The 12,942-nt window shown below is 38.3% G+C and carries 9 protein-coding genes; 5 read left to right on the forward strand and 4 right to left on the reverse strand.

The annotated features are described in order from the left end of the window. The first annotated feature begins 36 nt into the window (after positions 1 to 36). Positions 37 to 2,877 carry an outer membrane beta-barrel protein gene (locus ABD676_RS03825; RefSeq protein WP_344673343.1) on the forward strand — a complete coding sequence of 947 codons (2,841 nt, stop codon included), beginning with the start codon at positions 37 to 39 and terminating at the stop codon, positions 2,875 to 2,877. An 84-nt stretch (positions 2,878 to 2,961) separates the two neighbouring features. Here the strand turns inward: ABD676_RS03825 and pncA are convergent, their stop codons facing one another. Genes pncA through ABD676_RS03840 form a run of 3 tightly spaced genes read right to left on the reverse strand, consistent with a single transcriptional unit; the run spans position 2,962 to position 5,678 of the window. Then, complete coding sequence (gene pncA, locus ABD676_RS03830; protein WP_344673344.1) at positions 2,962 to 3,552, reverse strand: bifunctional nicotinamidase/pyrazinamidase; 591 nt, start codon at positions 3,550 to 3,552, stop codon at positions 2,962 to 2,964. A 22-nt stretch (positions 3,553 to 3,574) separates the two neighbouring features. Beyond that, positions 3,575 to 4,249, reverse strand: coding sequence for a response regulator transcription factor (locus ABD676_RS03835; RefSeq protein WP_344673345.1), 675 nt, complete (start codon positions 4,247 to 4,249; stop codon positions 3,575 to 3,577). 1 nt (position 4,250) lies between these two features. Further along, positions 4,251 to 5,678: a sensor histidine kinase gene (locus ABD676_RS03840; RefSeq protein WP_344673346.1), complete on the reverse strand. Its 1,428-nt coding sequence runs from the start codon at positions 5,676 to 5,678 to the stop codon at positions 4,251 to 4,253. 277 nt (positions 5,679 to 5,955) lie between these two features. Between ABD676_RS03840 and ABD676_RS03845 the strand changes: the two genes are divergently transcribed. Together ABD676_RS03845 and ABD676_RS03850 are read left to right on the forward strand one after the other, a co-directional pair. Then, complete coding sequence (locus ABD676_RS03845; RefSeq protein ID WP_344673347.1) at positions 5,956 to 7,314, forward strand: DUF4270 family protein; 1,359 nt, start codon at positions 5,956 to 5,958, stop codon at positions 7,312 to 7,314. Positions 7,315 to 7,317: 3 nt separating this feature from the next. Continuing rightward, positions 7,318 to 8,304: a Kelch repeat-containing protein gene (locus ABD676_RS03850; protein WP_344673348.1), complete on the forward strand. Its 987-nt coding sequence runs from the start codon at positions 7,318 to 7,320 to the stop codon at positions 8,302 to 8,304. Between the two features lie 599 nt (positions 8,305 to 8,903). Here ABD676_RS03850 and ABD676_RS03855 read toward each other — a convergent pair. Next, positions 8,904 to 9,893: an aspartate-semialdehyde dehydrogenase gene (locus tag ABD676_RS03855; protein WP_344673349.1), complete on the reverse strand. Its 990-nt coding sequence runs from the start codon at positions 9,891 to 9,893 to the stop codon at positions 8,904 to 8,906. A gap of 433 nt (positions 9,894 to 10,326) precedes the next feature. Here ABD676_RS03855 and ABD676_RS03860 point away from each other — a divergent pair, with 433 nt between their 5' ends. Both ABD676_RS03860 and ABD676_RS03865 read left to right on the forward strand, forming a co-directional pair. Then, positions 10,327 to 11,277, forward strand: a complete 951-nt coding sequence (locus tag ABD676_RS03860; RefSeq protein WP_344673350.1) for an NAD-dependent epimerase/dehydratase family protein — start codon at positions 10,327 to 10,329, stop codon at positions 11,275 to 11,277. Between the two features lies 1 nt (position 11,278). Next, the gene (locus ABD676_RS03865) at positions 11,279 to 12,004 is read left to right on the forward strand and encodes a YebC/PmpR family DNA-binding transcriptional regulator (protein ID WP_344673351.1); all 726 of its coding nucleotides are present in this window, start codon (positions 11,279 to 11,281) and stop codon (positions 12,002 to 12,004) included. The last annotated feature ends 938 nt before the right edge of the window (positions 12,005 to 12,942 follow it).

The raw sequence follows: 12,942 nt of genomic DNA on the forward strand, positions 1-12,942 counted from the left end.
TTGAGTTATTATTACACAATTAATCAATCCTTTATCATGAAATACATTTTGTTTCTCCTATTATGTTTGGGACTAACGACGAACATAGAGGCACAGGTGAAACTTTCCGGCAAAATTACCGATAAAACTAAACGTGACGTTCTTTCTAACGTGACGGTTCAATTGCTTAACAAAAAAGATTCCACGAAACATGCGGCAAAGACCAATGACAATGGAGAATTTTCTTTTGACAAGCTGACTGCTGGAACATATACAGTTAACAGTACTTTATTGGGTTTTAAGCCATATCTGGCAGAAGTTCAATTAACAGATCGACCTGTTCAATTGAGCTTTGAGATGGAGCCTGGGGAGATTATGATTGAGGAAATCGCCATTACCGCAGCACCAATGGTTGCCGTTAAAGGGGATACCATGGAGTATAATGCGAAGAACTTCGTCACCCGGGAATTTGCTGATGCTGATGAAATGGTGGCACAAGTTCCAGGAGTCACGATTGATGAAGATGGGAATGTAAAAGCTCATGGAGAAGATGTAAAACGAATTCTGGTCGATGGTAAGGAATTCTTCAGCACAGACCCTAGGATTGCCTTAAAGAATTTACCAGCAGATATCATTGATAAGCTGCAAATTATAGATGAAAAGAGTGAACAGGCTCGTTTCTCCGGATTTGATGATGGTAAGCGTAGTAAGGTTATTAATATTGTCACCAAGCCCGATAAACGGAAGGGTTATTTTGGACGTGCCAATGCCGGCAAAGGTGATTCTGATAAATTTGCTTTAAGTACAGCCTTAAATTCATTCAATGGGGATCAACGGATTTCCATGACTTTAATGGCTAATAACATCAATGAAACTAGCTTGGGCGAACAAGGAAGAGGTGGCGGAAGACGAGGCAATAACAATACGGAACGCGGATTAGCCGACACCTATGCCGGTGCTGCCAACTATTCCAACAGCTTCCTGGACAAAAAATTGGAAGTCAATGGAAACTATAATTTCCGCTATTCCAATACATTCACAAATACCTTATCAGACATTGAATACTTAGCTGGAGCACGTGCTAATCAATTTCAAAACTCCCATCAGTTGGCTACTGCTATCAATAACGAACATACCTTTGGTGGACGTGTAAAATGGCAGATTGACAGTATGAACAATCTGGACTTTACACCTAATCTAACATTTAGGGGATCAGGAAGGGATAATTCGTCTAGTAGCCAAATGACAAAAAACCAAACGGAGCTGATCAATAAGTCTGACCGTAAGAACAATAACGACAATAATAGCTTGAATTATGGTGGTGCCTTGACCTATATGCACCGCTTTAGAAAATCGGGTCAGACTATCAGTTTAAATGCGAGTGGAAATAAAAGTTCCAATGATGCTTTAGGGCAAACTTTAGCCTTTGTAGATTATTATAAGAACGCGGTGTTGGATCGAATTGATACCAATGACAGACAGAATGTGACCAATGGTTATGGCTCTGGGTTCAATGGAAAAATCAGCTTTACCCAGAATTTGAATAGGTTCTCTAGATTACAAGCTAATTATGGTCTTCGAAATACCAATAATTATTCGGATCGTAAAACCCTGGAATTCTTAGCAGAAACCGGTCAATATGAAGAGTTGAATGCCCGCCTATCTAATGAATTTAGAAATGACTTTACCCATCAAAGTGCAGGTTTATCCTATTCATACAACAAAAGGGATACACTACGTATTCAGGTAGGATTAGATTATGAGCATGGGGTTCGTGTAAATGATCGTACCGTTCCTTATGATTTACGCACAGTGGCAGACTTTGGTAGTTTCTTGCCAAACTTTACAGCAGTCTATTTCTTCAATAAGGAAAGAAATGTGGAGTTCAATTACAACACCAATACCAATGTACCTTCTATCGATCAATTACAAGATTATATTGATAATGGCAATGAACTAAACATCAGACGTGGTAATCCGGATTTGAAACAAGAGTACAGACACGATTTAAGATTCCAATATCGGGATGTCAACAAAGTTAATGGCCGTAGCTTCACCAGTAATGCCAGTGTGAGTTTTTATAAGAACCGAATTGTAGACAACCGCTTTATCACAGATACCACGCTTCAATTATTTGATGATGTAATCTTAGGTGCCGGTGGTTCCTATACTGTTCCAACGAATATTAGTGGACAGTACGATATCCGTTCGACAACCAGCTATGGATTGCCGTTAAAGAAATTAGGGTTCAACATTTCTTTGAACACCAACTTATACATGAATAAGAATTTCACCTACTTGAATGATGAGTTAACTCCAAATTATGGTTATGGTCTTAGCCAACAAATAGGTATGAACACGACTTTCAGTAGAAAGATCATTGTGGGTTTCCATTACAATTACAGCACTCGATTTAGCGATAATCCAACAGCAAGGGTAACCCATTACCGGGTAACGGATCATCGTCTTAGCAATACTTTGGTTCTGGAGTTCTGGAAAAATATGATCTTCAGCTCCCAATATTCCTACATCTATAATGGTGGAATTATGAATTCTGGAGGTAATAATATTTCCTTGCTTAATGCTTCATTAGGTTACAAAATGTTGAAGAGAAAGAATGCAGAAATATCCATCAAAGGATTTGACTTGCTAAACAATGCGACAAATATTAATCGTAATGTGACGGGTTCATCGATTAACAACATTCAATCCAATACTTTGAATCGTTATTTCTTGTTGAGTTTAACCTATAACCTACGCAGTTTTGGTGGTCGTAGCAGCAATAACTCCGAAAGAAGTATGGATGGTCCTAGAGGGGAGCGTGGTGAAGGCAGAGGAGAAGGATCTAGATCAGGTGGTTCAGGTGGATTCGGTGGGGGCCGAAACAGAAACCAGTAAAAAATCAAAATATTTGAATGCCCATTTAAATTATGTTTCACATGAAATTAACATATAATTTAAATGGGCATTTTTTATTTCTACTTATAGCAATATACCGCCAGCTTGTATAAAGTCGTTCTTTTTCTCCATAAAAGCGCCTTTATCAATAGCCTTGGTAGCTTTTGAAATGATGGCCGACTTAAACCCAACTGCCAATGCATCCATTGCTGTAAAATAAACACAAAAGTCTGCTGCCAATCCACACACATGTACTTCTTCCACATTTCTAGCCCTCAGGTAACCGCCGAGTCCAGTATCTTTACGTTTACCGTTATCAAAGAAACCAGAGTAGCTATCAATCTTTGGGTCCATCCCTTTACGGAATACAGCCTCTACTCTATTCATGTCCAGCTCATCCGAAAATTCAGAACCATAAGATCCCTGAATACAATGGTCTGGCCATAACACCTGATCTAAACCATACAAGTCTATCTGTTCGAATGGTAGTTTTCCTTCATGTTGACTGGCAAAGCTTAAGTGATTAGCGGGATGCCAATCTTGGGTTGCCACAATTAAGTCGTAATCTTTCTGGAGCTGGTTGATAATGGGAATGATCTCATCTCCTTTGGATACAGCTAAAGAGCCTTCCGGTAAAAAATCGTTCTGTACATCTACAATAATCAGTGCCTTCATTTTCTTATTCCTTATGTCTTCATTAATCCAGTGTCAGCATATAGCCTACTCCACGGATATTGGTAATCTTAATTCGTTCATCTTTGGACAAGTATTTCCGGATTCTACTGATGAACACATCCAAACTACGACCAGTGAAATAGGTGTCATTACTCCAATAAGTCCGAATAATCTCATCACGTGGCAATACTTTATCCTTACTCTCTATAAGTCTTTTTAATAGTTCTGCCTCCCTATAAGACAATTTCTCTTGTTCATCGCCTATACTGAGGACATTTTTTACGGTATCTAAGGTATAATTACCGAGTACAAATCTCGAAGAAGACATCCCTTGTCCACTCTTTTTAATCGCAGCCTCTATTCGAACAATCAGTTCCTCAATCTTGAATGGTTTGCGGATGTAATCATTGGCTCCCAATTTAAAACCCTTAACGACATCATCAGTTTGTGTCATGGCGGTTAGAAAGATAATGGGGGTATGTAAATCCGTTTTGCGGATTTCCTTAGCTACTGTAAAACCATCCATTAGAGGCATCATCACATCCAAGATGATGATATCTGGTTTATATTTATTGTGAAAAAGCAAGGCTTGTTGACCATTTAGCACATGACGAACCATAAAACCATTGGCTTCCAAGCTATCCGACACAATCATTGCCAAGCTTTCCTCATCCTCTACATATAAAATATTGATCATATCAATCTTTTGGTAAAGTCACTATAAAAGTACTGCCAAGGCCTTCCTCGCTCTTGACCTGTACTTGTCCTTGATGTTGCGTCACGATCTGCCTTACATAGGCAAGACCTAATCCAAAGCCTTTCACATTATGTATGTTGCCAGATGGAACACGGAAAAACAAATCAAAGACCCCCTTCTGATAAGCCTTCGGAATACCTATTCCGTTATCTTGAATTTGAATTTCAATTTCTTTATCAGAAGCTTGTACGCGAATATTTAACTGCACTGTTTCTTCAGCATATTTGATCGCGTTGTCCAACAAGTTATTGAAAACATTTTTAATATGCGCCATATCGCCCATCAAAGTATAGCTTTCGACATTACTCTCCCAAGTAACTTGTACTGCTTTTTTTGCAAACAACTGAGCATTCTCTACACATTCTTTCAATAGAAGAACGATATCAAAACTGGATTTATCAAGCACAAGACCATTTGTTTCCGCAACATCAATCTGCAATACACGTTCAATCATATCGGATAAATGTTCCAGCTCATTTCTAGAAATAGCCAAATAACGGTTCATCCGTTCTTTATCATCTTTGGCACCAAAACGCTGAATGGATTCAACTGCTGCCATAACCGTTGATACGGGGGTCTTCAATTCATGGGTCATGTTATTGACAAATGCCTTGCGCATTTTAGCTAGTTGATTTTGTTTCTTGATGGTATCCAAAAGATAGAAGAAAGTTCCGATAAGCAAGCAGATGAGTAAAATAACAATACATATCTGCCAGAAAATAGCCATGACAATATTTCGCCAAGGATTATCGAAGTCCAATTCAAGGTAAAGGTTATCACCCGGATCTACTAAAATCGGGCGAGATTTATTTTCCTTAAATCTTCCATGGTAGAAGCTGGCATCCCTTTCTTGTTCATCCGGCAGGTTAAGCATATGGAGTTTAAAAGGTGTATCCATATCCCTTTGTTTCAATACAACAGATAAGCGCTGAGCTAAAGTATCCAATACTTCCTCACTCCAATTGATATTGCGAAACACAAAAGAAGATATGAAATGACGACTCATTTTAGCTCGTCCATTGGCGGTTGTATCCGTTGAAGGCTTATCGTTATTAGGTCTTCGCCAGAAATTCTCCGATTCAAAAAGCCCTTTTACGGTATCAATATCCACCATGGGATATCTTTTCTTTAAGGCTGTGGAGAATCGATCTATTCTTCCTCGACGTTGGTTTTGATTATCTCGTTGAATTTCAGCTTCATTATCTTGATAAAAACCTTGTATAACATCGAATAATTCTCTTTCCGCAGAACCTAAATAATATTGCTTGCGGGTCTGATAACTTCCATACAACCAAACACTAAGCACCAGAATCACTCCTGTTGCCGTTAGGACGATGGCTAGCATCAATATTTTATACTTTTTTAACATAATTAAAACAAATTTAAATTAGTAGATTTGCACGGCATAAAGAAATGGATGCTTTTAACAATTTATAACACTGATTAACAGTTTAACAAATAAGTTGTCGCATATCAACCGTTTTAACCGTTGAATATAAAGCATAAGATTTATGAAATTTGATAGCAGGTGTTGCTAGGTTGCTATTTCCTTTAAAGCTGTTAAAGATTATTAAATGGTGATTTTTAACATAATATAACAAGGAATAACAACAAGGTTTCAATACTTTTGCATGACTAATGAATTTATGATTAAAAATTTACGTTTTTCTCTTTTTGCTACTTTCAGTTTAAGTGCTGCATTATTCTTGTCGAGCTGTGATAAGGATATGGCTATATCGTTGAAAAACGAGAATCTTAATAATCTGAATGTAACAGCTATAGACAGCTTATCAGCAGTTGTCAAAACGATACAGATGCCGAATATACCAACTGCGGCAACTGGTTCTTTATTGGTGGGTAAAGTATCCCAACCAGCAATTGGCTCTTTAAGTGTGAGTACTTCTTTTAGATTAAGCCCTGCGGGCATTACGAAAGATTTCCCAGCAAATTCAGTATTTGACTCCTTAAACTTGGTTATACGACCAAATTCAAACAGATACGCATTTGGGGATACTTCTAAAGTACAGAAATTCACGGTTCACCGTTTGACGCAAGCTTTAGAAACTACCACGTTGAAACCATCTCCAGTGGGCATATCTTTTCCTATTTATTACCCAGGAGCAAACATCTTTGCCGATCAGAAATTCAAATACGATGCTGCAGAATTAGGATCTATCCGTTTCAGACCACATATGCATAAAATCGACTCCTTGAATATCCGTTTAGATGATGGATTAGGTCAGGAGTTTTTTCAAAAGATTAAGAACTCGGATGTTGCCTTTAACTCTGCATCGAATTTTGCAGATTATGTAAAAGGATTAACGATCGTGCCTGATGCTACAAATACGGCTATGGTAGGTTTCAAAGACACCTTGCAAGTAACATTAAACTATTCTTATATTGGATCTGATGGTTTCCGTAAGAAAGGAACTAAAGTATTGAACATGGGTGAAAAGACCTTCCAATACAACCAATATGATGCTGATCGCTCAGGAACTGCTTTTGCTAATTTGAGTACATCGAAGGCTATTCCAACTTCAGAAACCAATGGTGTAAGTTATTTTCAAGCAGGATCAGGTGTAGCAACAGAGCTTACCTTCCCAGCATTGAAGGATTTCATGCAAGAACCTGGAATTGCCATTAACAAGGCCGAATTGGAGATTGAGGTTTCCTCTTCTCACTTAGGTTATTATACGGCAGCTCCACAGCCTATTCTATATATTGCAAACCTTGGTGTACCGACCAGTTTCTTGACGGTACCTTTTACGAATACCCTACAAACAGGAACTTATATTATTGGTAACAACACAGGAAAACCTGGAAAGTATATCTTTAATATGATCCAGTACATTCGTACTGTAAACAGTCCAGACGCACAAAATAAATCTTTATACTTATCTTTGGGCTCTCCGGCATTGTTTAATACGGGAAATACCAGCATCTTGGCAACCCAAAACAGTAAACCGAAAGTTAAATTAAATATCGTATATACAAAATTTAAATAATCTATGAATAAGAAAAACTGGCTAGTACTAGTTCTAGTAGCCGCTTTAGCAATTACATCCTTCAATTCCTGTAAAAAAGATGAAGAAGGCGATACCGAGACAGGGCCTACAGAATGGACGCGCTCTACAGTATTTCCTGAGGATCCACGTAATGGAGCTTCAACATTCACGATAAACAATGTTGCTTATGTTGTAGGTGGATACCTTAAAACAAATGAGGTATTAGCAGACAACCACGCTTTTAATGGTTCTCAATGGAGCACAAAAGCAAATTTCATTGGTCCAGCAAGACATAGTGCAGTTGGTTTCGCAGTGAACGGTAAAGGTTATGTTGGTTTAGGTTTTGGTGGTGAAGGTGTTGGTGAATTGAAAGATTTCTACCAATACGATCCTACAGCAAACACTTGGAAAAAAATCGCTGACTTCCCAGGAGAAGCTCGTTTCGGAGCAGTTGCTTTCTCTATCGGTAACTACGGTTATGTAGGTTTAGGTGCAACTTCTACTGATAAAACATTCAGTGATATCTACAAATACGATCCTGCTGCTGATAAATGGACTAAAGATGAAACTACTTCATTTGCATTCAAAAAAGCATATGCTTACGCTTTCGTAATCAATAATGTTGCTTATGTAGGTGGTGGTTATTCTAACAATACAGCAACTGATGATTTCTACAAATTCGATGGTACCAAATGGGAAAAATTAGGAAGTCTTAAAACAGATAGCTACGATGCAAGACGTTATAACGCTTCTACTTTCGTAATTGGTAACAATGGTTATGTAGTTGCAGGTCGTTCTGCTTCAGGTTTATCAGGTACAGTATGGAAATTCAGCCCTTCAGATAACAGCTGGACTGAAAAACACGAACCTTTACCTTCAGCACGTGAGAAAGCAGTTTCTTTCGCTATTGGTGATAAAGGATATATTGCTACCGGATCTAGCGGTACAAGTTACTTCGATGACAACTGGGAATTCGTTCCTGTAAGATAGTTTTAGTATATAGTAGTAAGTATTTAGTAGATAGACCTATTGGCGGGAAAGGTAGAAATGCCATTTCCAACTCAGAGCAAAGCGAAGAGTATCTGCTAAATCTCACTTAGACCTCGTCAACTCGAGGCTAACTGTGAAAACTTAAAACTATAGAAATAAAAAAACCGACAGTATTAAAATACTGTCGGTTTTTTTATGCTTTTATTGAGACCACTGCGCTATTAGCTGTGCGATATGAAATCGCTGCGCTGTTAGATTGGAAATGCAGAAATATAGGGTTGAATTAGAAATTTGATGCTCAGAGTAAAGTAATTTGTTTCTGCTGACCTTCTACTAGGCATTATCATTTCAAGGCAGGTTGAGAGAATTTAAAAGGGTATAAAATCAATGTATTTAATTCTTCCTTTACCTCCTAAAATATAAACGGTCGAAGCAAGCTCCGACCGTATTAAAATATTCTTGGAAGTTCGATCATCTTCGATGCTCGATGTTGATCTATAATAGTGGGTAGTAAAACCGTTGCGTTTCACTCTCAGTTGGAAGTAGCAAAGCTATTTTCCAACCAATAGGTCTATCTACTAAATACCCCCTACTATATACTAAACTAATCCTTTTTTGTTCAACAATTCTGCAATTTGCACCGCATTGGTTGCTGCTCCTTTACGAAGGTTATCTGCAACGATCCAAAGGTTCAAGGTTTTGTCTTGTGACTCATCACGACGAATACGGCCAACAAACACCTCATCTTTTCCATGTGCATCCTTAGGCATTGGGTATTCTAAGTTTGCAGGATTATCCACAACGATGATTCCTTCTGAAGCAGCTAATAACTCACGTACTTCATTTACATCAAAGTCATTTTCAAACTCGATATTCACAGACTCGGAGTGACCACCCATAACCGGGATACGAACTGTTGTAGCCGTTACTCTGATGCTATCATCGCTCATGATCTTGTTGGTTTCCTGGATCATTTTCATTTCCTCTTTGGTGTATCCGTTGTCTTGGAAAACATCAATATGAGGAATAACGTTCAAGTCAATCTGGTATGGGTAAGCCATCTCACCTTCTACCCCGTTACGCTCGTTCATCAATTGATCAACGGCCTTAACCCCAGTACCTGTAACCGACTGATAAGTAGAAACAACAACACGTTTGATTTTATATTTCTCATGCAAAGGCTTCATCACCACCACCATTTGAATAGTAGAGCAGTTCGGGTTTGCAATGATTTTATCATCATTAGTTAGCACATCACCATTCACTTCAGGAACCACCAATTTCTTGCTAGGGTCCATACGCCATGCAGAAGAGTTATCAATAACCGTAATACCAGCTTCAGCGAATAATGGAGCAAATTCAGTGGAAGTAGAACCACCGGCAGAGAATAAAGCTACATCTGGCTTCAGTAAAATAGCTTCTTGAGGTGTAACCACCTTATACTTCTTTCCCTTAAAATCGATTTCCTTACCCTTACTTCTTTCAGAAGCTACTGGGATCAATTCCGTTACTGGGAAATTACGTTCCGCTAATACTGTCAACATTTCTGTCCCGACAAGACCTGTCGCGCCAACTACTGCAACTTTCATAGTTTTTCTTTTACTTTAGATTATAAAAAAGAAGAATTTTAATTAATTAATTCAAGGTAGCAAACATACTAAATAAAGCGCATTATCCCTCATATATTTCCCTAATTCACAATACTTTTTGGCTGAGGAGGAATAATATTCAACAGATCGAAAGAATCCATGAAATATATTCAGTTATTCCATCAAATTATTGACATAATATCATTTTATAAGCAGTTAATACGAAGGACAGGATTTTCATGGATAAAAAATTATTAAAATATCGATGATTTTGGTTGATTATTAATAGATTTTAATCAAAAAAGGATAAATCATACGATTGCGTAAAATCTCAAATTAGCATCATTTTCAGCCATTTAATTGGTAATTTCGCCTTATTCCAATGTCATTGGATAATTATAGATAAAATTTTAACAACACTATCTCCATAAGCATGAAAGAATGCATTTTGATGATCGGAGCAAACGGTCAAATAGGCTCAGAATTAGCAGCGGCATTACGTCTTAAATTTGGCAATGAAAACGTCATAACATCGGATATCCGTGCGCCTAAGGAGATCGCATCGGGAGAGATTTTTGAGACATTGAATGTCTTAGACAAAGAAGCGATCAGAGCCCTTATTCAAAAGTACAAGCCTACTCAAATTTACTTATTAGCAGCCATGTTATCCGCTACTGGTGAGCAATATCCTATGAAAGCATGGGATTTGAACATGAATGGCTTATTGAACGTATTAGATTTAGCTGTTGAATTTGGTATTAAGAAGATCTTTTGGCCAAGTTCGATTGCGGTATTCGGACCTCACTCTCCAAAAGAGCAAACTCCACAGTACTGTGTGATGGATCCGAACAGTATCTACGGAATCTCTAAACTTGCTGGTGAGCGTCTATGCGAATATTACCATGAAAAATATGGATTAGATATCCGTTCGGTACGTTATCCAGGAATTATCTCTTGGCGTACAGAACCAGGAGGAGGTACTACAGATTATGCTGTACACATCTTCTTCGAAGCTATTCGTCAAGGAAAATACACTTCTTTTTTATCGGAAAACACCGAATTACCGATGTTGTACATGGACGATGCCGTTCGTGGAACAATTGAACTGATGGATGCCGATCCTTCGAAATTAAGTATCCGTTCAAGTTATAATTTAGCGGGCATCAGCTTTACTCCAAAAGAAATAGCTGAAGAAATTAAAAAAATTCTCCCTAATTTTGAGATTTCCTACTCAGAGAACGACCCACGTCAATCGATTGCGGACTCATGGCCTAAGAGCATCGATGACAGCGAAGCAAGAAATGATTGGGGCTGGGCACCGACGTTTGATCTGACAGGAATGACAAAAGACATGTTAGATAATCTTAAAATTAAATTAAACTAAAATGGGTAGAGCTTTCGAATTCAGAAAAGAAAGAAAATTCAAGCGCTGGGCTAAGATGGCCGTACAGTTTACGCGACTTGGGAAAGAAATTGCAATCGCTGTAAAAGAAGGCGGACCTCACCCAGAGAACAACTCACGCTTACGTACAGCGGTTCAAAATGCCAAGGCAGTAAACATGCCTAAGGACCGTGTGGAAGCTGCTATTAAAAGAGCTTCTGAAAAAGACGCTAAAGGATACGAAGAGTATGTTTATGAAGGATATGGCCCACATGGTGTACCTGTCCTTATCGAAACTGCGACGGATAATACCAACAGAACGGTAGCTAACATCCGTAGCTATTTCACTAAATCAGGTGGTTCTTTAGGGAAAACCGGTTCTTTGGATTTTATTTTCAACCGTAAATCTATCTTTCGTTTCCCTGCCACGGAGGAATTGGATATGGATGAACTGGAATTAGAATTGATTGATGGTGGATTAGAAGAAATCTATGTAGAGGCTGATGAAGAAGGAAACGATGTAGTCGTAGTACAGACTTCTTTTGAAGACTTTGGTAATATGCAACGTTTGTTGGAGGAGAAAGGCATTGAGGTGTCTTCTGCGAAGCTAGAACGCATTGCCTTATCGCATACCTCTCTGACAGAAGAACAGGCTGCAGACGTCTTAAAATTGATCGACAAGATTGAAGAAGACGATGATGTGCAAGCGGTTTACCACAACATGGACTAATCGATAAGAAATTAATAAAAAGGAAGGCTGAGCCTTCCTTTTTTTGTTTCCAAACCTTTGTGCCTGGTATTATTGAAAAGAAAATTGCATCCTAACTTCTCTACTTCCCTGTAGAGTTTGTTTAAATTATTCTTACAAAGCTTCTATTCGGAGCAATTAAACTTTAAATTTCTTATTAGCTGTATCTTTTTTCAAAAGGATATGCTTCGTCTATGGTTAAGATTTGCTCTTATATTCCTTCGAGACTCTAACGGATTTACCAAGGATCTAATAGGGATCTCCTTCGGATCTCGTTCGGTCGGAACCGAACGAGATCCGAAGGAGATCCGAACAAGTTCCGAAGGAGATCCGAAAGAGTACCTAAGAAAACCCCTTTGCCCTACGGGCAGTATCCAGTATTAAGTAGTTAGTAATTAGACCTATTGGTGGGATAACAAATTTGTTATTTACACCTCAAAGCAGAGCGAAGAGTCTCAACTCCACCACCAATAGGTTCTGTCATACAGAATCCAAGATGAAGGAGGTTCAAACTATATGAAAAAAAACAACAGTTTTCACTTCTAATGCAATTTTACATAGTATTTGAATGTAATATTAATGAATAATTAGTTTGCGGGCGATGCATGCATCGCCCCACATGAAATGGGTAAAATAATTTCAAAACAACCTTAACTGTAGGGTCGAAGCATGCTTCGACCGATAATAAACATTCCCAAAATCATCACATTTGATGGCTGATGCCTTTTAACCATAATCTCCAAAACGCGGGCGGACATTCCGTTCGTTCTCGTCGGGGTTTCACCTTTTCTATCTCAAATCTCCTATCTCACATCTATTAGCGAAGCGGTCTCATTTAATTCGTCTAAAATGTTTTTCGTGAAAAAAAGCGGATGCATGTTGTCTTTCGTGTTTCGTCTCTGTACATTTGTATATGCTGA

Origin of the sequence: Sphingobacterium kyonggiense (genome assembly GCF_039536825.1) — a bacterium.
Taxonomy (GTDB): domain Bacteria; phylum Bacteroidota; class Bacteroidia; order Sphingobacteriales; family Sphingobacteriaceae; genus Sphingobacterium; species Sphingobacterium kyonggiense.

Bases quoted from the DNA above. Each gene is read 5' to 3' on its own strand.
- ABD676_RS03825 (WP_344673343.1), top strand. From the start codon at position 37: ATGAAATACATTTTGTTTCTCCTATTATGTTTGGGACTAACGACGAAC.
- pncA (WP_344673344.1), bottom strand. From the start codon at position 3,552: ATGAAGGCACTGATTATTGTAGATGTACAGAACGATTTTTTACCGGAA.
- ABD676_RS03840 (WP_344673346.1), bottom strand. From the start codon at position 5,678: ATGTTAAAAAAGTATAAAATATTGATGCTAGCCATCGTCCTAACGGCA.
- ABD676_RS03860 (WP_344673350.1), top strand. From the start codon at position 10,327: ATGAAAGAATGCATTTTGATGATCGGAGCAAACGGTCAAATAGGCTCA.
- ABD676_RS03865 (WP_344673351.1), top strand. From the start codon at position 11,279: ATGGGTAGAGCTTTCGAATTCAGAAAAGAAAGAAAATTCAAGCGCTGG.
- ABD676_RS03850 (WP_344673348.1), top strand. From the start codon at position 7,318: ATGAATAAGAAAAACTGGCTAGTACTAGTTCTAGTAGCCGCTTTAGCA.
- ABD676_RS03855 (WP_344673349.1), bottom strand. From the start codon at position 9,893: ATGAAAGTTGCAGTAGTTGGCGCGACAGGTCTTGTCGGGACAGAAATG.
- ABD676_RS03835 (WP_344673345.1), bottom strand. From the start codon at position 4,249: ATGATCAATATTTTATATGTAGAGGATGAGGAAAGCTTGGCAATGATT.
- ABD676_RS03845 (WP_344673347.1), top strand. From the start codon at position 5,956: ATGATTAAAAATTTACGTTTTTCTCTTTTTGCTACTTTCAGTTTAAGT.